General features: G+C 71.8%; 22 protein-coding genes and 1 riboswitch. Of the genes, 6 read left to right on the top strand and 16 right to left on the bottom strand.

From position 1 onward, the window contains the following. Nucleotides 1-2 precede the first annotated feature (2 nt). The 7 genes from ACIA8R_RS15995 to ACIA8R_RS15965 form a co-directional block, all read right to left on the bottom strand. A complete protein-coding gene (locus tag ACIA8R_RS15995) occupies nucleotides 3-1,109 on the bottom strand; it encodes a hypothetical protein (protein ID WP_364091326.1) in 1,107 nt (368 codons plus the stop codon). A 37-nt stretch (nucleotides 1,110-1,146) separates the two neighbouring features. Then, a complete protein-coding gene (locus ACIA8R_RS15990) occupies nucleotides 1,147-1,806 on the bottom strand; it encodes an endonuclease/exonuclease/phosphatase family protein (protein ID WP_364091328.1) in 660 nt (219 codons plus the stop codon). A 39-nt stretch (nucleotides 1,807-1,845) separates the two neighbouring features. Then, nucleotides 1,846-2,778 (bottom strand): ROK family glucokinase, encoded by a 933-nt coding sequence (locus ACIA8R_RS15985; protein WP_357700588.1) that lies wholly within the window; start codon nucleotides 2,776-2,778, stop codon nucleotides 1,846-1,848. 13 nt (nucleotides 2,779-2,791) lie between these two features. Beyond that, a complete protein-coding gene (locus ACIA8R_RS15980) occupies nucleotides 2,792-3,187 on the bottom strand; it encodes a DUF5304 family protein (RefSeq protein WP_364091330.1) in 396 nt (131 codons plus the stop codon). Between the two features lie 39 nt (nucleotides 3,188-3,226). Continuing rightward, the gene (locus tag ACIA8R_RS15975) at nucleotides 3,227-4,390 is read right to left on the bottom strand and encodes an ArsA family ATPase (protein WP_357700590.1); all 1,164 of its coding nucleotides are present in this window, start codon (nucleotides 4,388-4,390) and stop codon (nucleotides 3,227-3,229) included. Continuing rightward, the gene (locus ACIA8R_RS15970; RefSeq protein WP_357700592.1) at nucleotides 4,387-4,830 is read right to left on the bottom strand and encodes an SRPBCC family protein; all 444 of its coding nucleotides are present in this window, start codon (nucleotides 4,828-4,830) and stop codon (nucleotides 4,387-4,389) included. Before ACIA8R_RS15970 ends, ACIA8R_RS15975 begins: the two co-directional genes overlap by 4 nt. Nucleotides 4,831-4,891: 61 nt before the next feature. After that, on the bottom strand, nucleotides 4,892-5,659 hold the full coding sequence (locus ACIA8R_RS15965; protein ID WP_357700594.1) for a metallophosphoesterase: 768 nt from the start codon (nucleotides 5,657-5,659) through the stop codon (nucleotides 4,892-4,894). Between the two features lie 128 nt (nucleotides 5,660-5,787). Between ACIA8R_RS15965 and ACIA8R_RS15960 the strand changes: the two genes are divergently transcribed. Next, nucleotides 5,788-7,533: an AMP-dependent synthetase/ligase gene (locus ACIA8R_RS15960; RefSeq protein WP_397038925.1), complete on the top strand. Its 1,746-nt coding sequence runs from the start codon at nucleotides 5,788-5,790 to the stop codon at nucleotides 7,531-7,533. Between the two features lie 4 nt (nucleotides 7,534-7,537). On the opposite strand, the gene ACIA8R_RS15955 is transcribed toward ACIA8R_RS15960, so the two are convergent. Continuing rightward, nucleotides 7,538-7,906, bottom strand: coding sequence for a MerR family transcriptional regulator (locus ACIA8R_RS15955; protein ID WP_364091335.1), 369 nt, complete (start codon nucleotides 7,904-7,906; stop codon nucleotides 7,538-7,540). 59 nt (nucleotides 7,907-7,965) lie between these two features. On the opposite strand from ACIA8R_RS15955, the gene ACIA8R_RS15950 reads away from it, so the two are divergent. Then, a complete protein-coding gene (locus tag ACIA8R_RS15950; protein ID WP_397038923.1) occupies nucleotides 7,966-8,859 on the top strand; it encodes an aldo/keto reductase in 894 nt (297 codons plus the stop codon). 43 nt (nucleotides 8,860-8,902) lie between these two features. Here the strand turns inward: ACIA8R_RS15950 and ACIA8R_RS15945 are convergent, their stop codons facing one another. After that, nucleotides 8,903-9,685, bottom strand: a complete 783-nt coding sequence (locus ACIA8R_RS15945; protein ID WP_397038921.1) for a DeoR/GlpR family DNA-binding transcription regulator — start codon at nucleotides 9,683-9,685, stop codon at nucleotides 8,903-8,905. 183 nt (nucleotides 9,686-9,868) lie between these two features. On the opposite strand from ACIA8R_RS15945, the gene ACIA8R_RS15940 reads away from it, so the two are divergent. From ACIA8R_RS15940 to ACIA8R_RS15930, 3 genes are read left to right on the top strand one after another with little or no spacing between them, the layout of a single operon-like run. Beyond that, nucleotides 9,869-11,155, top strand: a complete 1,287-nt coding sequence (locus ACIA8R_RS15940) for an ABC transporter substrate-binding protein (protein WP_364091341.1) — start codon at nucleotides 9,869-9,871, stop codon at nucleotides 11,153-11,155. Beyond that, nucleotides 11,155-12,027, top strand: coding sequence for a sugar ABC transporter permease (locus ACIA8R_RS15935; protein WP_364091343.1), 873 nt, complete (start codon nucleotides 11,155-11,157; stop codon nucleotides 12,025-12,027). Before ACIA8R_RS15940 ends, ACIA8R_RS15935 begins: the two co-directional genes overlap by 1 nt. Then, nucleotides 12,024-12,941, top strand: coding sequence for a carbohydrate ABC transporter permease (locus ACIA8R_RS15930; protein ID WP_364091345.1), 918 nt, complete (start codon nucleotides 12,024-12,026; stop codon nucleotides 12,939-12,941). Before ACIA8R_RS15935 ends, ACIA8R_RS15930 begins: the two co-directional genes overlap by 4 nt. Nucleotides 12,942-12,961: 20 nt before the next feature. Here the strand turns inward: ACIA8R_RS15930 and ACIA8R_RS15925 are convergent, their stop codons facing one another. The 6 genes from ACIA8R_RS15925 to ACIA8R_RS15900 all read right to left on the bottom strand — a co-directional run bounded on the left by ACIA8R_RS15925 (nucleotide 12,962) and on the right by ACIA8R_RS15900 (nucleotide 20,442). Beyond that, entirely contained in the window at nucleotides 12,962-14,047 is a 1,086-nt protein-coding gene (locus tag ACIA8R_RS15925; protein WP_364091347.1) for a glycosyltransferase family 4 protein, read from the bottom strand. Then, a complete protein-coding gene (locus ACIA8R_RS15920) occupies nucleotides 14,044-15,894 on the bottom strand; it encodes a M48 family metalloprotease (protein ID WP_397038918.1) in 1,851 nt (616 codons plus the stop codon). Before ACIA8R_RS15920 ends, ACIA8R_RS15925 begins: the two co-directional genes overlap by 4 nt. 11 nt (nucleotides 15,895-15,905) lie before the next feature. Continuing rightward, complete coding sequence (locus ACIA8R_RS15915) at nucleotides 15,906-16,736, bottom strand: hypothetical protein (protein ID WP_364091351.1); 831 nt, start codon at nucleotides 16,734-16,736, stop codon at nucleotides 15,906-15,908. 153 nt (nucleotides 16,737-16,889) lie between these two features. Continuing rightward, nucleotides 16,890-17,372, bottom strand: a complete 483-nt coding sequence (locus ACIA8R_RS15910; RefSeq protein ID WP_364091353.1) for a C40 family peptidase — start codon at nucleotides 17,370-17,372, stop codon at nucleotides 16,890-16,892. Nucleotides 17,373-17,502: 130 nt separating this feature from the next. After that, nucleotides 17,503-17,665, bottom strand: a riboswitch (cyclic di-AMP (ydaO/yuaA leader). Nucleotides 17,666-18,060: 395 nt separating this feature from the next. Then, the gene (locus ACIA8R_RS15905; protein ID WP_364091355.1) at nucleotides 18,061-18,987 is read right to left on the bottom strand and encodes an NlpC/P60 family protein; all 927 of its coding nucleotides are present in this window, start codon (nucleotides 18,985-18,987) and stop codon (nucleotides 18,061-18,063) included. Nucleotides 18,988-19,119: 132 nt separating this feature from the next. Beyond that, nucleotides 19,120-20,442: an NYN domain-containing protein gene (locus tag ACIA8R_RS15900; RefSeq protein WP_364091357.1), complete on the bottom strand. Its 1,323-nt coding sequence runs from the start codon at nucleotides 20,440-20,442 to the stop codon at nucleotides 19,120-19,122. A gap of 144 nt (nucleotides 20,443-20,586) precedes the next feature. Between ACIA8R_RS15900 and ACIA8R_RS15895 the strand changes: the two genes are divergently transcribed. Then, complete coding sequence (locus tag ACIA8R_RS15895) at nucleotides 20,587-21,666, top strand: phosphotransferase family protein (protein ID WP_397038915.1); 1,080 nt, start codon at nucleotides 20,587-20,589, stop codon at nucleotides 21,664-21,666. Here the strand turns inward: ACIA8R_RS15895 and ACIA8R_RS15890 are convergent. Next, nucleotides 21,656-22,312: a response regulator transcription factor gene (locus ACIA8R_RS15890; RefSeq protein ID WP_364091361.1), complete on the bottom strand. Its 657-nt coding sequence runs from the start codon at nucleotides 22,310-22,312 to the stop codon at nucleotides 21,656-21,658. The genes ACIA8R_RS15895 and ACIA8R_RS15890 overlap by 11 nt on opposite strands. Between the last annotated feature and the right edge of the window lies 1 nt (nucleotide 22,313).

Genomic DNA, 22,313 nt, shown 5'->3' with positions numbered 1-22,313 from the left:
CGTTACGACTTGGCCGTGGTGGTGCGGGGGGCGAAGGACTCCACCACGTCGGAGTAGCGGTCGGCCGTGTCGACCGCGTGGCCGACCGCCCACAGCGCGCCCTTGCCGGCCAGGTAGGCCACCGCCTGGAGGCGCACGCTGTCGCGGCCCTTCTCGGCGGCGCCACGGATGATCTGGCAGGCGTCCTTCTCGCAGCGCATCACGAACGGCTGGGCCGCCTGCTCGGGGTCGTAGCCGGTCATCCAGTAGCGGCCCTTGCCGTCGCCGGTGACGCCGTAGAGGCGGGCGCCGGTGGCCGGGATCGCCAGGCGCTGCCAGCGCTTGCCGTTCCAGGTGAGCACGAGCGGCGAGATCTCGCCCGGGCCGTGGTAGACGCCGCCCACGGCCACCGCGCGCTTGGAGCTGTCGACCTGGATGTCGCGCAGGTAGCCGCCGGGGACTGCGGGCACGGACATCGACTTCCAGGCCCCGGACGTGTAGTGCATGATCAGCGGCGCGCCGCCGGTGTCGCCGACGGCGAAGCCCGAGGCGACCGCGTAGAGCGCGCCCTTCTCCTTGGTCTGCTGGACGGTCCAGCTGTTGCCCTGGCCGGTGAGGATGAGCCCGTACTTCTCCCGGCTGCCGACCGCGACCACCCGGCCCTGCTTGGCGTCGATGCCGCCCAGCCAGTCGCCGGCGTGCAGCCCCTGCGGCCGGACCCGGTCGAAGCCGGTGACGTCGCCGTGGGCCAGGTAGGGCAGGCCGTCGTGCCCGTCGCCGACCGCCCACACGTCGGAGGCGCCGGCGGCGGCCAGGCCGCGCAGGTTGCCGGCGGCGGTGGCGTCGCGCACGGCCACCTCGCTCCAGGCGGTGCCGTTCCAGTGGCGGATCGTGCCGCGGTTCTTCCAGACGTCCCAGATCTCCTGCTGGCCGACCGCCCACACGTCGCCCGGCGAGACGGCGAGCACGTCGGAGAGCGAGCCGTCCGCGTCGAGGCGCGCGCTCGTCGATTTCTGCCACGCCTCGGCGGCGGGACGGGGCTCGGCATGCGCGGCGGGCGTGACCTGCGGCAAGGCCACGGACGTCGCCAGAAGGACGGAGAGCGCACGCCGCTGAGAGCGACGGGTCATGAGCAAATGCTACGGGCTGCCCCGGGCGGCTCGCCCGTCAGAGTCCAACCTGCAACTCCGCGAGCACCGGCAGATGGTCGCTGGCCCCGGCCAGATCGGCGTTCCCGGCCGCCACTCCGCCGCAGGACAGGACGCTCGTCCCGCGCGCGGCGAACACCGCGTCGATGCGCTCGGCGGGCCGCGCGGCGGGGAAGGTCAGCCCGTCGCCCGAGGGCGCGACGGCGTGGCAGTCGGTGAGCCGGGCGGCCAGGAAACGCCAGGCCGGCTGGTGACGCCGCTCGTTGACGTCGGCGCCGACCACGATCGCGGCGTCGTGCGCGGCGGCCGCCCGTTCCATGAGGGACATGGCCTCGCCCGCGTGCCGCAGCCGGGCGGCGAGGTGGAGGTCGAGGTGGAGCGAGCCGACGGCCAGCCGCGCGCCGCCGATCTCGACGACGGCGACGGCGAGCACCCGCCGCTCCAGGCCGGGGAACGCCTTGAGCCGGTGGAGCCGCGCCTCCAGCACCCGGACCCGCGGCCCGGCCAGCACGCACACGCCGCCGGCGCGCCCCGGCGTGGCCACGCGCAGCCCGCCGGCCTCGGCCAGGGCCCGGCGCCTGGCCCGCCACCGGGCGAACCTGGGCGCCTCCTGGACGCAGACCAGGTCGGCCCGCATCGCGGCGAGCACCCGGCGCAACGCGGGCACGCTGTCACGCATGCTCCGCACGTTGTACGAGGCGACCCTGACCAGCACGCGCTAGCGCCGCCGGGCCAGGTCGGCGGCCCCGACCACACCCGCGGACGCGCCCAGCTCGGCCAGCCGGATCTCGGCGAGCGGCCGGTGGCCGTGGCCGGTGAGCTGCCTGGCGAACACCTCGCGGGCCTCGTCCAGGAACAGGTCGGCGGCCCGCGAGACGCCGCCGCCGACGATGAAGCAGCCGGGATCGAGCACGGCGGCCAGGTCGGCCATGCCCTGCCCGAGCCAGTCGGCCAGGCTGCGGAAGGCGGCCAGCGCGACCTTGTCGCCCAGCCGGGCGGCCTCGGTGACCTCCTCGCCCTCGATCCGGCCGCCGGACAGGCCGAGCAGGATCTCGGCGCGTTCGGGCTGCCGGGCCGCGATCTCCCTGGCCTCCTTGACCAGGGCCTGGCCGCTGGCGTACTGCTCCCAGCAGCCGAGGTTGCCGCAGCCGCACACCCGGCCCTCGGGCACGACCTGCATATGGCCGAGCTCGGCGCCCATGCCCCAGCGGCCGCGGTAGAGGGCGCCGTCGATGACGATGCCGCCGCCGATGCCGGTGCCGAGGGTCAGGCACACCACGTGGGACTGGCCGCGCCCGGCGCCGAACGTGGTCTCGCCCCAGGCCATGGCGTTGGCGTCGTTCTCGATCACGACGGGCAGGCCGACCAGGTCGCTGATCTTCTTCTGCAGCGGCTCCTCGCGCCAGGCGAGATTGGGGGCGAAACGCACGATCGAGCGGGTCTCGTCGACGAACCCGGCCGCGCCGACGCCGACCGCCTCGACGTCCCTGTCGCGTGACAGCTCGCGGACGACGTCCGCGACCGTCTCGGCGACCACGTCGGGCCGGTCGGCCGCGGTCGGCCTGAGGGTGTGTTCGACGATCTCGCCGTTGTCGTCGACCACGCCCGCGGCGACCTTGGTACCGCCGATGTCGACACCGATCGTGAGCATGCCGCGTGTCTCCCTATCCCAGATCTATGTGTTCCACGTCGCCGCGATCGCGGTCACGGGTGTCGCGCGGCCCGCGGGGGGCGGGCCTGCTCAGCGCGTCGAACGCCCCGCGCACCGCGGCGAACAGCTCGCCGCCCGCGGCCACCAGGTGGCCGGTCACGTCGGAGCCCGACTCCCGCTGGGCCGCGATCGCCCGGCACACCGGGCAGGCGCGGCAGATGTACTCGTCGTGGGGCTCGGACACCGCCTCGCTCCACACGTCCTTCTCCTTGCGCGCGCCGCCGCCCGTGAAGGAGTTGTAGACGGTCTTGCCGACCTGGCGCGTGGCGCGCCCCTGGATCGTGTCGAACAGCTTGCGGGCCTCGTCGGCGACGGTGCCGATGGGATCCCTGTCGTTGTTCTCGGTCATCTGGCCCTCCCTGAGTACGGTTCGCTCATCCTGCTCAACTCATTCGGAGGCGGATTCGCTCCCCACACTGAACCGTATTCTCAGGACGCCGTCGCGGAGCACGGCGGAGCCGATCCTCCTGCGGGCCAGCGCCGCCGGCAACGCCAGGATCCTGCGGTACGGACCGGCGGTGATGATGAGCTCGTCGCCCTTGCGGGCCAGGTCGACGTCGTCGCGGTCGGCGCCGGGCAGGGCGAGCGTCAGCTCGTCGGCGCTCAGCCGCAGCGGCGGCTCGACGGCGGGCGCCGCGAACGGGTCGGCCTCGCCGTAGACAGAGGCGCCCACCTCGGCCAGCGCGCGCCGGCCGACCGGCTCGGCGGGCAGGTACGGAATGGTGTGGATGGGCAGCGGCGCGAACGACTCCTCGGCCTCGGCCAGCAGCCGCGACTGGGCGTCCACCCACTTGCTCCGCCACTCGTCGGCGCCGCCGGCCGGGAAGACGCGGTTGGCGATGACCGCGTCGACGCGGTAGCCGTAGAGGTTGAGCGAGGTGAGGGTGCGCCTGGCCTCGGCGAGCACCACGGCCTCGGGGGTGAGCACGAGCCGCACGGACGCGCTGTCGCCGGTGAGCAGCTCGCGCACCTCCATCAGGCCGCGGTGGAAACGCTCGGCGGCGCTCATGACGTCCTCGCCGGGCGCGCTGACCCGGGCCACGCTGCGCATGAACGGCGAGACGACCTTGACGAGCTTGCGGCCGACCGGCATGAGCCTGGTGACGTGCCAGTCGAGCGCCTCGGGCAGGGCCAGCAGCCGCAGCGTCTCGGCGGTGGGGGCGCAGTCGATCACGATGACGTCCCAGGCGCCGTGGCGGGCGTGCTCGCGCAGTTCGAGGAGGGCGATGACCTCCTCGGCGCCGGGCAGCACGGTGATCTCCTCGGAGGTGATCTCGTCGAGGCCCAGCTCGGTGAGCACGCCCCTGGCGTAGTGCTGCAGCTCTCCCCAGTGGCGCTCCAGCGTCTTCTGCGTGTCGACCTGGTGCAGGTGGAGGCCCGGCGCGATCTCGCCGGGCTCGACGGCGAGCGCGTCGGCCAGCGAGTGGGCGGTGTCGGTGGAGACGATCAGCGTCTTGAGCCCGCGCTCGGCGGCCAGTGTGGCGGTCGCGGCGGCGGCGGTGGTCTTGCCCACGCCGCCCTTGCCGGTGAAGAGCAGGACCCGGGGGCTCACCGGGGACGGCCCTCTACGCGCTTCTTCAGGCCCTTGAGCGCGGTGTCCACGATCACCTTCTCGGCCTTGCGCTTGATCATCCCGATCATGGGCACCGTGAGGTCGACGGTGAGCTCGTACGTCACGTCGGTGCCTCTGCCCGTCTCGGCGAGCTGGTAACTTCCGCGCAGGTCGCCGACCATCTTGCCCGGCTCGACCACCTGCCAGCGCACGCCCTCGTCGCCTTCCCAGGTGTAGGCGAGGGTGTAGGTGTCGTTGATCACGCCCGCGTCGAGGACGAACCGCACCCGCTCGGCGCGCCCGTCGGGGCCCATGCCCACGACCTCGGCGCTCTTGATCGAACCTGCCCATTCCGGGTAGGCGGGGAAGTCGGCGATGACCGCCATGACCTCGGCGCGGGCGGCGCCGACGGTGGTGCTCGAAGTGGTGCGATCAGCCATGCGACCACCGTAATGCAGAATCCGCCCGTTGCGGCGGAGCGCCGGTCACCGGGCGCCTGGCTCACCATTCCAGGACGAACGGCTCACCCTTTCCACGGAAGTGGCCGACGTTCACGCACTCGGTGCGGCCGACGCGGGCGCGGCGGTGGAGGGGCTGGTGGACGTGGCCGAACAGGGCGTAGCGCGGCTGGGTGCGCCGGATCGCCTCCAGCGTGGCCTCGCTGCCGCGCTCGAACCGCCTGGCCACGACGTCGTAGAGCAGCTCGGGCAGGGCGGGCGGGATGTGGCAGCACAGCACGTCGACCTCGCCGATCGCCTCGACCTTGGCGGCGTACTCGTCGTCGCCGAGCTCGTACGGGGTGCGGTAGGGGGTCTTGAGGCCGCCGCCGACGAAGCCGAAGCGCAGGCCGCCGATCTCCACCACCTGGCCGTCGAGCACCTGATGACCCGGTTTGAGGTAGTCGGGCCACAGACGGGGAATGTCGACGTTGCCGTAGGTCAGGTAGGCGGGGGTGGGCATGGCGGCGAAGAGGGTGGCGTACTGGGCGCGGACGTTGCGCTCGATGTGCTCGCGGGGGTCGCCGTCGAGGGAGGCCCACAGGCGCGCCGACATGGCCCTGGCCTCGTCGAAGCGCTTGGCCGTGCGCAGGGCGATGAACTCGGCGGCCCGCTCCGCGCCGAACAGGTCGGCGAAGATGCCGTTGGAGTGGTCGTCGTAGTCGATGAAGAGGATCAGGTCGCCCAGGCACACCAGCGCGTCGGCGCCGTCGCCCGCCCGGGCCAGCGCGTCGGCCCTGCCGTGCACGTCACTCACCACGTGGACCCTCATGGGGAAATCCTAGGTGGGACGGCTGCTAGCGTGATGAACGCCCTTCATAACGCTCCCATGACGATGCTACCGACGCGTAACTTAAGGCGGTAACGTCCAGGCGGTCCCTGTAGAGGAGTTGAAAGTTCGTGCGCGAGTACAGCGTCCCCGTCCTGGTCGATGTGCCTGCCTCAGCGAGCCTGCCGGACACGGTCTTCGACCGGGCCGAGCGGGAGCCCGGCACCGTGATCATGCGCCGCAAGACCGACGACGGCTGGCCCGTGGTGACCGCGGGCGAGTTCCGCGACCAGGTGGTCGAGGTGGCCAGGGGTCTCATCGCGGCGGGGATCGAGCACGGCGACCGGGTCGCGCTGATGTCGCGCACGCGTTACGAGTGGACGCTGGTCGACTACGCCCTCTGGTCCGTGGGCGCGGTCACCGTGCCGATCTACGAGACCTCGTCGGTGGAGCAGGTCCGGTGGATCCTGGCCGACAGCGAGGCCAAGGCCGCCTTCGTCGAGCTCGACGCGCACGAGGAGACCGTCCGGGAGGCCGCGCCCGAGCTGAAGGCCGTCTGGCGGGTCGAGGGGCGGCTCGACGCCGAGGGCGTGCCCGACTCGGCCGTTGAGGAGCGCAGGAAGCGGGTCGTCGCCGCCGACCTGGCCACCGTCGTCTACACCTCGGGCACCACCGGCCGTCCCAAGGGCTGCCGGATCACCCACGACAACCTGCTGTTCACCGCGCTCAACGTGCTGCGCGGCCCGCTGGAGCCGCTGTTCAGCTCCAAGGACCCGGCGGCGCTGCTGTTCCTGCCGCTCGCGCACATCTTCGCGCGGATGATCCAGGTGGTGCTGGTCGAGGCCGGCGCGATCATGGCGCACACCCCGAACATGAAGAACGTCGCCCCCGACCTCCAGGACTTCAAGCCGACGTTCCTGCTGGGCGTGCCGCGCGTGTTCGAGAAGGTCTACAACGGCGCCGAGCAGAAGGCCGCCGCGGGCGGCAAGGGCAAGATCTTCGCCCGCGCCGTCGACGTGGCGGTGGCCTGGAGCAAGGCCGAGGCGTCCGGCGGCGCGCCGCTCGGCCTGCGCCTGCGCCACCTGCTGTTCGACCGGCTGGTCTACGCCAAGCTGCGCGCGGCCACCGGCGGCCGGCTGTCGGCCGCGGTCTCCGGCGGCTCGGCGCTCGGCGACCGTCTCGGCCACTTCTTCAGGGGCGTCGGCATCGAGGTCTTCGAGGGCTACGGCCTGACCGAGACCTCCGCCCCCGTCTCGGTCAACATGCCGGGCGCCAACAAGATCGGCACGGTCGGCAAGCCGCTGCCCGGTGTCTCGATCCGCATCGGCGACGACGGCGAGATCCTGGCCCGCGGCCGCAACGTCTTCCACGGCTACTGGAAGAACGACGCGGCCACCGCCGAGGCGGTCGACGCCGAGGGCTGGTACCACACAGGCGACGTGGGCGAGCTCGACGCCGACGGCTACCTGCGCATCACCGGCCGCAAGAAGGAGATCCTGGTGACGGCCGCGGGCAAGAACGTCGCCCCCGGCCCGCTGGAGGACGCGCTGCGCGCCCACCCGCTGGTCTCCCAGGCCATGATCGTCGGCGAGGGTCGTCCCTTCGTCGCCGCGCTGGTCACGCTCGACCCCGAGGCGACGCCCGCCGGCCGGAGCGTGGCCGAGCTGCGCGCCGACCCGGCGATCCTGGCGCAGGTCCAGGAGGCCGTCGACCGGGCCAACAGCACGGTGTCGAAGGCCGAGCAGATCAAGAAGTTCACGATCCTCGACGCCGACCTCACCGAGGAGAGCGGCCACCTGACGCCGACGCTGAAGGTCAAGCGCAACCTGGTGACGCGCGACTACGCCAAGGAGATCGACGAGCTCTACGGCCACTGAGCCGTCAGGCGGCCCCCACCAGCTCGCCGGCCCGCTCGGTCGCGGTCAGGATCGCGGCCAGGGCCTGGCGGGTGGCCTGGAGCTCGGCCAGCTGCTCGTCCAGGCCGGTGAGCCGGCCGCGCAGCTGGCCCAGGGTGCACGCGTCCAGCACGTCGCCGGAGCCGGAGGCGCACGGGAGCACGTCCTTGATGACCTTGGTCGGCAGGCCGGCGGCCAGGAGGGTGCGGATGCGGCGGACCACGACGGGCGCGTCCGTGCCGTAGCGCCGGTGACCGCCGTCGGCCCGGAACGAGGTCAGCAGGCCCTGCTCCTCGTAGTAACGCAGCAACCGGGGGCTGACCCCGGTCTCCGCCGAGAGAGCGCCGATCTTCACGTGATGCTCCTCACACCCGCTTGCATCTCACATCCATGTGAGCTTCTAGCGTGACGTCCATGAGAGAAATTCCTCGCGAAACTGTACAGACGTTCACCATTGGCGGAGACCTTGAGGTGCGCCGGATCGGTTACGGGTCGATGCGGCTGGCCGACGCCCCCGACCCTTCGCGCTCGGCCCTGGAGGCGCCCGTCTGGGAGGCGCCGGCGGACCGGGCGGGCGCCGTGGCCGTGTTGCGCCGGGCGGCCGAGCTGGGGGTGAACCTCTTCGACACCGCCGACTCCTACGCGCTCGGCGCCAACGAGGAGCTGATCGCCGAGGCGCTGCACCCGTACGGGGACGGCGTGGCGGTGGCCACCAAGATCGGCGTGCTGCGGCCCTCGCCCGCCGAGTGGGTGCCGCTCGGCCACCCGGCCTACCTGCGCCAGCAGGCCGAGCTGAGCCTGCGCCGGCTGCGGGTGGAGCGCATCGACCTGCTCCAGCTCCACCGCCTCGACCCCGCCTACCCGCTCGCCGACCAGATCGGCGCGCTCAAGCAGCTCAGGGACGAGGGCAAGGTCCGGCACATCGGCCTGTCGGAGGTGAGCGCCGAGGAGCTGCGCCAGGCGGCGGAGATCACACCGATCGCGGCCGTGCAGAACCTGTACAACCTGGCCACCCGGCAGCACGAGGACGTCGTGGACCACGCCGCCGCGCACGGCATCGCGTTCCTGCCCTTCTTCCCGATCGCGGCGGGCTCCCACGCCGGGCCCGGCACGCCGCTGGCGGCGGTGGCGGCCGAGATCGGCGTCACCCCGGCCCAGGCGTCGCTGGCCTGGCTGCTGCGCCGCTCCCCCACCGTGATCCCGATCCCGGGCACCTCCTCGATCGGCCACCTGGAGGAGAACGTGGCGGCGCTGTCGGTCAAGCTCTCCGACGAGCAGTACGACCGGCTGTCGGCGGCGGTCGCTTGAGGCCGCCGTCCGGAGGCGGGCCCGTCGCCGGATGACGGGCCCGCTACCCGGTGACGGGCGGCGCCTGTGCCAGGACGAGCCGACCCGCCCGCTCCGACAGCGCCTGTCTGGCCGCCTCCGGCAGGCCGGTGTCGGAGACGACCACGTCCGCCTCGTCGAGCCGGGCGATCGTGCTGATGCCGACGGTGCCCCACTTGGTGTGGTCGGCCAGCACCACGAGCCTGGAGGCCGCCTCGACCAGCGCCCGGTCGGTCTCGGACTCCATCATGTTGGGCGTGGTGAAGCCCGCCCTGGCGGTCATGCCGTGCACGCCCAGGAACAGCAGGTCCACGTTGAGCTGGCGGATCGCGGCGACCGCGACCGGGCCGACGAGCGCGTCCGAGGGGGTGCGCACGCCGCCGGTGAGCACGACCGTCTGGTCGGGGCGGCCGGCGTGCTGGAAGACGTCGGCGATCCGGACGGAGTTCGTCACGACGGTCAGCCCCGGGACCTGGCCCAGGTGGTGGGCGAGCGTCCAGGTGGTGGTGCCGGCCGACAGGGCCACGGCCGTGCCCGGACGTACGAGCGCGGCTGCGTGCCCGGCGATGGCCTGCTTCTCCTCCTCCTGCTGGACGGACTTGGCCGCGAAGCCGGGCTCGTTGGTGGAGCCGATGGTGGTCGCGCCGCCGTGCACCTTGGCCAGCAGGCCGCGCTCGGCCAGCAGTTCCAGGTCGCGCCGGATCGTGATGTCGGAGACGCCGAACGTGCGCACCAGGTCCACGACCCTGACGCCGCCGTTCTGCCGGACGAGGTCCAGGATCGCCTGCTGACGCTGCGGGGCGAGCATCGCATCACCAGATCCCAACAGGTTCCGACACCATCCCGTTCGCATCATGACATGACATCGACCTGCTGAATGCGTCGAAAACGTCATGAAACAGTGCGTTGACAGCCGTGACAGTTCGTCTTTCGATGAATGGGTGTGAGCGAACTCGGGGGAATCTGAAGGGTCCGGCAAGGAGGAACCACCATGGACCGACGTATGCCGATCTCCCGCCGCCGTCTACTCCTCGGAGCCGCCGCCTTCGGCGTGCCCGCCGTGCTCGCCGGCTGCGGGTCCGGCAGCCCCTCCACCGCGCCCGGCAGGTCGTCCGGCGGCGGGCTCGGCACGGTCACCATCGGCTCGAACGCCTCCGACGAGGTCCCCAAGAAGGCCCTGGAGACCGTGCTCAAGGGCTTCACCCAGGCCGTCCCGAAGGTCAACACGGTCGACCACAACACGTTCCAGGAGAACATCAACCGCTATCTCAAGGGCACGCCCGACGACGTGTTCACCTGGTTCGCCGGCTACCGGATGCAGTTCTTCGCCCAGCAGGGCCTGGCGACCGACATCTCCGACGTGTGGCAGGAGATCGGGGGCGACTACACGCAGGCGTTCAAGGACCAGTCGACCGGCATCGACGGCAAGCAGTACTTCGTGCCGTTCACCTACTATCCGTGGGCCGTCTTCTACCGCAAGAGCCTGTGGCGGGCCAAGGGGTACGAGCCGCCGAAAACCCTGGACGAGTTCACCGCCCTGGCCAGGAGGATGAAGGCCGACGGACTGGTGCCGATCGCGTTCGCCGACAAGGACGGCTGGCCGGCGATGGGCACGTTCGACATCCTGAACATGCGCACGAACGGCTACGACTTCCACATCTCGCTCATGGCCGGCAAGGAGTCGTGGACCGACCCCCGGGTCAAGCAGGTCTTCGACACCTGGCGGGGGCTGATGGAGTTCCACCAGCCGGCCGCCCTCGGGCGTACCTGGCAGGAGGCCGGGCAGTCGCTCGCGCAGAAGAAGACCGGCATGATCCTGCTCGGCATGTTCGTCGCCCAGCAGTTCCCCGAGGCCGACCGCGACGACCTCGACTTCTTCACCTTCCCCGAGATCAACCCCGCGTACGGCACCGACTCGATCGACGCCCCCATCGACGGCTACATGATCTCGGCCAAGGCCAGGAACGTGGACGGCGCCAAGGCCCTGCTCAGGCACCTGGCCAAGGGCTCCTCCCAGAACGAGGCGACCAAGCTCGACCCCGGCACGCTCGCCGCCAGCTCCAAGGCCGACACCGGCGGCTACAGCGCCCTGCAGAAGCGCGGCGCGGAGCTGGTCTCCCAGGCCACCCACCTGGCGCAGTTCCTCGACCGCGACACCCGGCCGGACTTCGCCTCGACCGTGATGATCCCCTCCCTCCAGGCGTTCGTCGGCAAGCCGGACGAGATCGACTCCCTGCTGGTGAGCATCGAGAAGCAGAAGGCCAACCTCTTCCGCTGATGACCGTCAAGACCCGTCGCTACTCCGCCCGCGACGTGACCGTCCTGGTCATCGGGCTGGGGATGGCCGTCATCGTCAACGTGGGCCTCATCTGGGGGCCCACGCTGGCCTCCGCCGCGCTGTCCGGCACCGACTGGAACGGCATCGGGCCGATCGAGTGGGTGGGCGGGCGCAACTACCACGACCTGGCCACCGCCTACCCGCCGTTCTGGTCGGCCGTGCGCAACAACGTGCTGTGGCTGGGCTTCCTGGGGCTGGTCGCGACGCCGTTCGGGCTGTTCTGCGCGGTGCTGCTGGACCGGCGGCTGCGGCTGTCGCGGGTCTACCAGAGCGCGCTGTACATGCCGGTCGTGCTGTCGCTGGCCGTGGTGGGCTTCATCGCACAGCTCGTCTACTCCTCCGACTACGGCGTGCTGAACGCGGTGACCGGCCTGACCGTGGACTGGCTGGGCGACCGTTCGATCAACATCTGGGTCGTGATGCTCGCGGCCGGCTGGCGGCACGTCGGGTACGTCATGATCATCTATCTGGCCGGGCTCAAGGCCGTGGACCCGGCGCTGAAGGAGGCCGCCGCCATCGACGGGGCCAGCGAGGCGCAGGCCTTCTTCCGCGTGGTGTTCCCGACGCTGCGGCCGGTCAACGTGATCGTGCTGGTCATCACCGTGATCGAGGCGCTGCGCGCGTTCGACATCGTCTACGCCGTCAACAAGGGCAGGAACGGCCTGGAGCTGCTGTCGGTGCTGGTCACCGAGAACATCGTGGGCGAGGCCAGCCGCATCGGCTTCGGCTCGGCCATCGCCGTGATCCTGCTGGCGACCTCGCTGGGGTTCATCGTCACGTACCTGTCGCAGCTGTTCAAGGAGGAGCGATGACGCTCACCGCGCCCGCCCCCGCTCCCCCGGCCCAGGGCCGGCGCGCGCCCGCGCGCCGGCCCGTGCGGCCGCTGCGGATCCTGCTGCACGCCTTCCTGGCGCTGGTGGCGCTGGGCTGGTTCCTGCCGCTGGCCCTGTCGCTCTACGCCTCGCTGCGGCCGTACGAGGAGACGGCCAGGCTGGGCTACTTCTCGCTGCCCGAGCATCTCACGCTGGACTACTACGCCAAGGCGTGGAGCCAGGCCGAGCTGCCCCACTACTACCTGAACACGCTGATCATCGTCGTCCCCGGGCTGCTGGTGACGCTGTTCCTCGCCTCGTTCACGGCGTTCGCCGTCGCGCGGGTGCGCGTCCCCGGGCGCAAGGTGCTGCTGATCGTGTTCACCGCCGGGAACCTGATGCCGCCGCAGGTGCTCATCACCCCGCTCTACACCCTCTACACGCTGGTGCCGCTGCCCGCCTGGCTGTCGGACTCCCAGTCGCTCTACGACTCCTACCTCGGGCTGATCCTCATCCACGTGGCGTTCCAGTTCGGCTTCTGCGTCTTCGTCATCGCCAACTTCATGCGGACGATCCCCGAGGAGATCACCGAGGCGGCCCTCGTGGACGGCGCGAGCGTGTGGAAGCGCTACTGGCGGCTCACGCTGCCGCTGTGCCGGCCGGTGCTGGCGGCGCTGGCCACCCTGGAGTTCACCTGGATGTACAACGACTTCCTGTGGGCGCTGGTGCTGATGTCCTCGGGCGACAAGCTGCCGGTGACCTCGGCGCTGAACAACCTGCGCGGCCAGTTCTTCACCGACTACAACCTGCTGGCGGCCGGGTCCGTGCTGGTGGCGCTGCCCACGCTGATCGTCTTCCAGCTCCTGCACAAGCAGTTCGTCGCCGGGCTCACGCTGGGTTCCACCAAGGGCTAGAGGAGGGCCCAGAGAAGGGCTCAGAGAAGGGCATGGAAGCGGGTGGCGACCTGGTCCCACGTCCACTCGCGGGTGATCCAGTCCCGGCCGCACGCGCCCATCTTGCGCGCCCGCGCCGGGTCGGCGAGCAGGTCGACGACGGCCTGGGCGACGTCCGCGACGTCCTCGCCGTCCACGACCAGGCCGGTCTCCCCCGGGCGTACGGCGTCCGGCGCGCCGCCGGAGTTGCCCGCGACCACCGGCAGGCCGGTCGCCGACGCCTCCAGGAAGACGATCCCGAGGCCCTCGACGTCCACGCCGTTCCAGCGGGTGCGGCAGGGCATGGCGAAGACGTCCGCCGCCGCGTAGTAGCCGGGCAGGCTCGCGGCGGGGACCGTACCGGTGAACCTGATCGACTCGCGGCCGCCCGCCATGCGCTCCAGCCGCGACCGGTACGGGCCGCCGCCCACCAGCAGCAGCACCGCGCCCGGCACCGCGCGCAGCACGCGGGGCCAGGCCCGGATGAGCTGGTCCTGGCCCTTGCGCGGGACCAGCCTGGACACGCAGGCGACCACCGGCCGGCCGTCGAGGCCCAGCGCCGCCTTGGCGGCCCTCGGGTGGAACTGGCCGGCGTCGACGCCGGGCGCCAGGCGTACGAGCTTGTGCGCGGGGATCGCCGCCGCCAGGCGCTCGCGCGTGTAGTCGCCCAGGTAGGTGACCACGTCGGCGTGCGCGCCGATCCTGCGCAGCACCGAACGGAAGCCCGGCGCGCCCGCCCACGACGCCTCGTGGCCGTGGGTGAGCATCACCACCCGCCGCGCGCCCGCCGCGCGCAGGCGCGGCGCGAGCAGGCCGAGCGGCGCGGCCGCGCCGAAGACCACGGTCTCGGCGCGGTGCTCGGCCACCAGCCCGGCCGCCGTGCGCGCGACGGCCGGAGTGGGCAGCATCAGCCGCGTCGGGTGCCGTACGACCCGGTACGGCTGACGCCGGTCGAACTCCTCGCACCCCGGCCAGGTGGGGGCGTAGACCGCCACACCCGGTGTGCGGAGCGCGAGTCCGTGCACGAACGACTGGATGCCGCCCGGTCTGGGCGGGAAGTCGTTCGTCACGAAGACCACGTTGGTCACGGTTCGGGGACGCCGTTCAGCTTCGCCCACGACCGGGCCAGGGCGATGCGCTCGGGGGTGGAGGGATGGGAGGCATAGAGCACATATTCCACCGCATCCGGCGACAAGTCGGAAATGTTGGTTATGGCCAGGCGTTTTTGCATCGCGACGAACGTGGCCGGGTCCCTGGTGAGGTCGAGGGCGTGCACGTCGGCCCGCGCCTCCACGTGCCGCGTGATCAGGTTCTGGGCCGGGTCGGTGACCATCGAGCCCAGGGTCATCAGGCCCATGAGCACGCCGATCGCCCGCGGGTCGGCGACCGAGGCGATCCCCGTACGCCGCCGCAGCGGGCCGACCAGCAGGAACAGGACGATCGTGCCCCACCCGGCCAGCAGGCCGCCGAGCAGGGTGCCGTCGAGCACGTCGGCGTGCTTGGCGTGGCCCAGCTCGTGCGCGACCACCAGCTCGACCTCCGACTCCGGCGCCTTCAGCAGCGTGTCGTAGACGACGATCCGGCGCGTGGCCCCGAAGCCCGACACGTACGCGTTGAGCGCCGTGGTGCGCCGCGAGGCGTCGGCGACCAGCACGTCCTTGACCGGGACGCCGTCCCGCTCGGCCATGGCCAGCAGGTCCGACCGCAGCGAGCCCGGCGGCATGGAGGTGAAGTCGTTGAACAGCGGCTCGAACACCACCGGGTAGACGTACGACACGCCCAGCGTGAGCGCGAACGCGCCCACGGCGGCCGGGATCCACCAGCGGCGCACCTTGCGCGCCAGCGCCACCAGGGCGAGCAGCATGACGGACAGCAGCACCACGCCGACGCCGGTGTTCTTGAGCCGGTCGACGGTCCAGCCCGCCCAGTCCTGGGTGGACAGGCCGTAGTCGCGCAGGATCGTCTCGAACCACATGCCGAGCGGCCACCGCAGCACCTCGGTGATCGCGGTGAGCACCACCACGCCGAGGACCACCCGCACCCACCACGGGCCCCTGAGCACCCCCAGCACCTTCGCCGCGAACGGCGTCAGGACCAGCAGCCCGGCGAACAGGACCGTGATGCCGAGCGAGATGTAGCCGGGCAGGGAGGTGGCGGCGTCGAACGCCTGCGCCCTGGCGATCTGGGCGGCGCTGAAGTCGCGGGCGGGGTCGGGGGTGACGGCGGGCGCGCCGGCGGCCAGGACCCGCCACGGGGTGGTGAACGCGGCCACGGCCAGGATCACGCCGCCGACCAGGGCCAGGGCGATGCCGGCGGCGCGCCTGGAGCGGGATTCGGCGCGTTGCCGTTCTCGGGCGATCAGGTGTTCCGCCGTTCCTACCAGGTCGCCGGGGCCGGGACGGGGGTCGGCGTCGTCGGGGGCGTCCTCGGGGGTGGTGGTGCTGTCCGACGGGTCGCCGGGGCGGCCCGCGCCGTCCTTTCCGCCTTTACCACCCTTGCCACGCTTGCCGCCCTTGCCGCCCTTGCCGTCGCCCCGGCCCTTGCCGGGCTTGCCCGGGGCGTCCGCGCTCTCGGCGGAGTTCTCGGCGGGGTTCTCGGCGTCCTTCGCGTGGGGGCGCTCGTCGGGGGTGGGGGGATGGAGGTGGCGGGGGTCCTCGGTGTCGGGGTCGGCGTCCGCGTCGGGGCGTTCGCCGGGGGTGGGGCCGGAGGTGTCCGGGTCGTCCGGGTCGTCGGGGTGACCTGGGGACTCAGGGGGTTCGGTGGTGCCGGAGGGTTCCGGCGGGCCGCCGTCGCCGGGGCGCCCGTCCTCGTCGTCCCTGATGGCCACACCGCCGCCGTGGCCCGCCGCGACCGCCGTACCGGGCTCGTCGGCCCCTCTGGCGACCGCTCCCGCGGGCTCGTCCCCCTCCCGGGGCGGGTCGTTCCGCTCGCTCATCTGCCTCCCCTTCACGCGAGCTGCTCTCGTACGTACTCGCGCCACCGTGCCGCCAGTGTCTCGGCGGTCAGCCCCACGGAGGCGAGCGCCTGATCGACGCCGGCCACGCGGGCATCACGGTAGAGCCGTACCAGGGTCCCGTCACCGAACCGGTCTGCGAGGAAGCGACACGCCATCCAGGCCTCCTGGTACGCCCGCGCGAGCCGTCCGGGGTCGGCTGCCGTGGGGGCGAAAGCCGCGGCTCCGGGCAACTCGCTCGGCAGCCGGCCGGCCCGTACTTCGGCGGCGAGTTCGGCGGCGGCCGTCCTGACGGGGAGTCCGGCGTCGCGGTAGGCCACGTAGTCGGCGAACCCCTCGTAGAGCCAGACGGGCAGCCGGTCGGTGCCCGCGGCGACGTGCGTGAGCTCGTGGGTGAGGACGACGTCGCGTCCGGTGGGGGTGAGCCGCGCGAAGGAGCCGGGGACGATGATCACCCTCGGGCCGTCGGCCACCGCGGCCAGCCCGTCCAGCGGGCCCGTGCCCGCCAGCCCCGCCGCCTCGGCGTCGGAGTCCGGTACGACGACCAGCGCGCGTACCGGCCGGCCGAGCAGCGCGGACACCCGCCGACCGGCGAGGTCGGCGCGCCGGGCGAGATCGGCGAGCACGCCGGGCTCGGCGCGATGCCCCACGACCACGGACCGTCCGCCGCGGACCACCTGACCGCCGCCGGCCCACAGATCGCGCGCCCCGGCGGGCAGGACGGCGCCGGGCGGCGCGTCGGCGACCACGAGAACCGCCGCCAGCAGCAGGACGGGCAGGAGCAGACGCGGACCGCGGAGGGACGGACGCACCTGCGAGGACACGGCCCGATGCTAGTCGGCCCGCGGCCCTCACGCCCCCTTCACGAGACCGGGCCCACGCCCTCTCCGCAAGGCGGGACCTGCGGTTCGCAACAGGAAGCCGGACATGCGACAGGCCCCGGCCCGGACCGGGGAGGGTCCGGGCGGGGCCTGTTGTCACGCGCCGGGACGCACCGCGCCGACGAACGACGACTTCCGCCATCCGCCCAGTTTGTCGATGCGCACCCGTTCGCCGGTCCTCGGCGAATGGATCATCTTGCCGTGGCCGACGTACATGCCGACGTGGCCCAGCCCGTTGAAGAACATCAGGTCGCCCGGCTTGAGCTTCCGCCAGGAGACCTTGTGCCGAATGCGGGCGAACTGGCTGCTCGTCACGCGCGGGAGTCGCACCCCGGCCTTCTTCCAGGCGTACTGGACGAGTCCGGAGCAGTCGAACGCACCAGGACCCGTGGCCCCGTACCGGTACGGGTCGCCGATCTGGTGCTTGGCGACGGCGACGGCCTTGTGGGCCCTCACCTTCTGCCTGGCGGCCTTCGCCGCCTTGGCCGACCTGGCGCTCTTCGCCGCCTTGGCCGACCTGGTGGTGGCCGTCTCGGCGGTGCTGGACACCGCGGTGAGCCTGACGGCCGATTCGCTCACCGTCTGCGCCCCGGCCGGCACGGCATGGAGAACCGCACCTCCGGCCGTCACGGTCATCGTGAGTGCGGCGCCCTTCAGGGCGAGACGGGACAGACGGGGGTTATGCAGGGAGGTAGACAGGATTTCTCCTTGTGTCTTCCACGAACGCCTACCGGGTTAGCTGACGGATTCGGGCCTGGAAGTCGCCCTACGGCGCTGAACGCGCCGATTCACCCCTGATCCCGGGGGATGACGGGATCTTTGGGTCCCCGGCTCCGTGCCTCCTGGCTGCACGGACTCGGCAGGTCGCCACTCGATTGATATGCCTGAATGGGGATATCGATGGCGACCGACGGATTTTTATGTGGTCCGCATCGGGGGTTCCGATGTCGATTCGCGGCTCGCATGGCTTGCCGACCGCGACGCCAGAAACTACGCCGAGGGGTCAAGAAAGTGCAAAGGGGGAGTCAGGTTGTAAAGATCAAATAAAGGCACGAGTAAGGGACGAAACCCCTGCTGGAGCCACAGGCTCCGTTACCTAAATGTGACCCTTCTCACACTTCCTGACGCAGGCGCTTGTCAGGGCCCTTTGACACCTTTTGTCCCCTTCGTCCCACCGGCGGGCCGAGCGGGCACGCCGGTGGTCCCTGCGGCCTGCGAGACGGGCGGCCGAGGGCGAGTGTCGGGAGGAGTTCCGGTGGACCGGAGGTCAGGGGCGGATGGCTCCGACCAGCGGGCGGCGGTAGTCCGAGAGCCGGACGACCTTCACGACGTCACCCGTCTGCGGCGCGTGGACGATCTTGCCCCCGCCCGCGTAGATGCTGACGTGCCCCAGCCCCTCGCTGAAGATGAGGTCCCCGGGCTGGAGGTCCTTGATGTCCACCTTGCGTCCGGAGCCCCAGGCCCACTGCTGCCACGTCGTACGCGGCAACGAGACGCCGGCCGCGCGCCACGCGGCCTGGGTCAGCCCTGAGCAGTCGTAGCCGCGCGGGCCCGTGCCCCCGAAGATGTACGGCTTGCCGACCTGGGCGAAGGCGAAGCGCAGAACGGCGGCCGCGTTGCCCGAGGCGGGACCGGTGTACTTGATGCCGGTGCTGTTGGGGTTGCCCGGGTTGTAGGCCCCCAGCTTGTCCAGGAGCTTCTTCTGCTCGCCGACCAGCTTCAGGACCTCGGCGCGCTCCTTCTGGACCGCGTCCCGCTCCTTGTCGGCGTCCGCCAGGGCGGTCTCGGCGTTGTCGCGCTCGACCTTGAGCCCCTTGTTCTCGCGGTCGAAGGCGGCCAGCTTCTCCAGCCGCTCGCGCGAGAGCTGCCCGGCCATGGCCATCCCGGCCAGCAGGTTCTCGGGGTCGTCCGCGCCCATCAAGCCCGGCAGGGACGCGACGTCCCCGCCCAGCTTGTACGAGTCCACCGCCGCCCTGATGATGTCGGCCCGCAGGTCGGCGACCGTCTGCAGCTTCTGCTTGTAGCGGTCGTTCAGCTTGGTGTAGGCGTTCTTGGCCTTCTTGTACTCCTCGGTCGCCGTGTTGTACCGGTCGACGACCTTGTCGGCCTTGTCGTTCAGCTTCTCCAGCTTGGCCTTGGCCTGCTTGAGAGTGGGCTTGGGATCAGCGAGCGCCGCACCCATCGGGACCGTCATCAGCCCGATCGCGAGACCCGCCGCCAACGTGACCCGGCCAAACCTCACAGCGTCGCCTCCCAGGGATTACACCTGGGGCGAAATAGTACAGAAGTGGCGAGTGGGGTCTCGCCAATAGTGCTAATTCGTAACTTATGCGCGGCCCAACCGGCGCAGCAGCAGACCCGACGGAACGGGTCTGGCGCCCATCCGGCGGACGGACTCGGCCACCTCCCGGTCGGAGGAGACGACGGCGATGGCCCGGCCGGGCGGCTCGGCGCGGACGAGCCGGCGGATGAGGTCGTCGGCGATCTCCCCCGGCGCGCTGAACAGCACCCGCACCCCGCGCGGCGCCACCACCTGCACGGGCGCGTTGAGCTCTGCACCGTCGAAGACCACCGTCACCTCGACGCGGGTCTGCGCGACCAGGCCGCCGAGGCCGGTCATCAGCCGGTTGCGCTGGTCGGCGAGGGTGAACGTGCCGTAGCCGGTCTTGGTGACGTTGTAGCCGTCGATGATCAGATGGACCTGCGGCAGCGCCAGGAGCTGGTCGAGGAGCTGCGGGTCGTCGTCGGCCAGAGCCCGCGCCGGCACGCCGCGCACCCCGGGACGCTCGCCGGTGCTGGCCGCGACCGAGTCGGCGGGCTTGCTGATCGTGGTGGGCAGCGCCAGCTCCCTGCGCAGCCCGGCCGAGGCGTCCTGGAGCGCGTCGAGCAGCACCCTGATGCGGGCGTCCTCGATGCTGCGGCCCTCGCGGGCGGCCCGGCGGGAGGCTTCGAGCTGCCTCTCCACGTCGGCCAGCCGCTCGCGCAGGCGGCGCAGCTCGGCCTCGCCCGCGTTGCCGGCGGTGGAGGCGGCGTGCCGGGCGTCGTCGGCGGCCTGCTCCATCTCCTCGGCCCTGCGGCCGGCGGCCTTGGCCCGCTCGCGGGCGTCGTGGAGCTTGCGCCGCAGGTCGGAGTTCTCGGCGCGGGCCGCCTTGATCTGCTCACGCAGCCGGTCGGCCTCCTCCTTGGCGGCGGTCTTCTGCGCGGCGAGCTGCTCGCGCAGCCGGGTCACCGCCTCCTCGCGCTCGGAGCCCTCGGCCGCCACGGCGGACTGCTCCAGGTCGGCGCGGGCGGTTTCGATCATCTCCGCCCAGCCGGGCGGCCTGGTGAGATAGGCTGCGGCCGCCACCAGCACGGGGTCGGCGGCGGGCGGCACGCTCCCCTCGGCCAGGGCGGCGACCAGCTCGGGCCATCCGGCGGCGACGGACTCGGCGACCAGTTCGCGGAACTTCTTGTCGTTCTCCAGTTGCGCGGCGATCGGCGCGCTGCCCAGCTTGGCGCGTTTGCGCGGGTCGAACTTGGCGATGCCGCGCAGCGGCGGCGGCACGGAGACCGCGGGCATGGTGCCGAGAACCTGCGCCGCCAGGTCGACGACGTTGAGGCGCACCTGCTCGGGAAGCGGGCGAGACAGGCCTTCACCCGCTGAACTCATCCCACTTGTCCCTTCGTGACATGCCCTTTCAGACAAGGGTACGGCTCTTGCGTACCTGACCGTAACGGTCCCTTGAACCTAGACAAGCGCTTGGTAGGGGGTATACGACTGAGCCGGGGCAGCCGTGCGGCGTGGAGGTGAGCGGTGACGGAACAGATGCGCACGTCCACGCGTGACCTGGAGGAACTGCGCGAGCGCGCGTCCGGCTGGCTGCGCGGCCGGGTCGGCGGGGACGCCGCGGTCTCGGAGCTCTCGCGCCCTTCCGGCAACGGCATGTCGAGCGAGACGCTGTTCTTCACCGCCACGTGGGGCGAGGAGACCCGGCGGTGCGTGGCCAGGCTCGCACCTGCGAAGGAAGCCGTTCCGGTGTTCCCCTCCTACGATCTGCGCGCCCAGTTCGAGATCATGCGACTGGCCAGGGAGAAAGCTGGAATCCCAGCGCCCAGGCCGCTCTGGTTCGAGCCCGACCCGGCGCCGCTCGGGACGCCGTTCTTCGTCATGGAGCAGGCCGAGGGGGACGTGCCGCCCGATGTCATGCCGTACACGTTCGGGGGCTGGCTGCACGACGCCTCCCCCGGCGACCGGCGCCGGTTGCAGGACGCGAGCGTCGGGCTCATGGCCGCGCTGCACGAGACGCCGTGCACGGGCGAGGACGTCGCGGTGCTCGGCCCGCTCGCCCCCGGCGGCAGGGACGGCCTGCGCGCCCACGTCGAGGCCCAACGTGCCTACTACCGGTGGGCGCACGGCGAGCGGCCGATCCCCGTGCTGGAGCGGGCCTTCGACTGGCTGGCCTCACACTGGCCGGACGACCCCGGCCCCGACGTCCTGACCTGGGGAGACGCCAGGATCGGCAACATCATGTACCGGGACTTCACGCCGGTGGCGGTGCTCGACTGGGAGATGGCCGCCGTGGGCCCGCGCGAGCTGGACGTCTCCTGGATGATCTTCCTGCACCGCTTCTTCCAGGACCTGTCGGTCACGATGGGCCTGCCCGGCATGCCGGACTTCATGCACCGCGCCGACGTATGCCAGAAATATTGCGAAATAACTGGCTACGAGCCCCGAGACCTCGACTTCTACGAAATGTACGCCGCCCTCCGCCACGGCATCATCATGGCCAGGGTGTGGCAGCGCCGGATCCACTTCGGCGAGCAGCCCATGCCGGACGACCCCGACGACCTGGTGCTCCACCGGGCCGCCATCGAGGAGCTGCTCACCCGCTAGCGTCGTAGACCAGCAGCGCGACCTGCACCCGGTTGTTCAGGTCGAGCTTGGTCAGGATGCGCGAGACGTGCGCCTTGACCGTGGGCACGCTCATGAACAGCTCGCGCCCGATCTCGGCGTTCGACCTGCCCTGCCCCACCGCCAGCGCCACCTCGCGCTCCCGCTCGCTCAGCCGCCCGAGCAGCCCCCGCGCCCGCTCGGTACGGTCGCGCCCGCCCCCGTCGGACACGTGCGCGATGAGCTGCCGCGTCACCGCCGGCGACAGGATCGGCTCGCCCGCGGCCACCCTCCTGATGGCGTCGACCAGATCGCCGGGCGGGATGTCCTTCAGCAGGAACCCGGCCGCCCCCGCGCGCAGCGCCCGCACGACCTGGGCGTCGGCGTGGAACGTGGTCAGCACCACGACCTCGGGCGGCGAGGCGGTGCGGCGCAGCGCCTCGGTCGCGGTGAGCCCGTCGACGCCCGGCATGCGGATGTCCATCAGGACGACGTGCGGCCGGTGCTCGGCCACCCGCGGTGGCACCTCGGCCCCGTCGGCCGCCTCGCCCACGATCTCGATGTCGGCGGCCCCGCCGAGGATCATCGACAGCCCGGCCCGCACCATCGCGTCGTCGTCCACGATCAGCACCTTGATCGGCGCGTCCATC

It is taken from the genome of Nonomuraea sp. NPDC051191 (genome assembly GCF_044455665.1).
GTDB lineage: Bacteria > Actinomycetota > Actinomycetes > Streptosporangiales > Streptosporangiaceae > Nonomuraea.
This window is presented reverse-complemented; position numbering and strand designations above follow the sequence as displayed.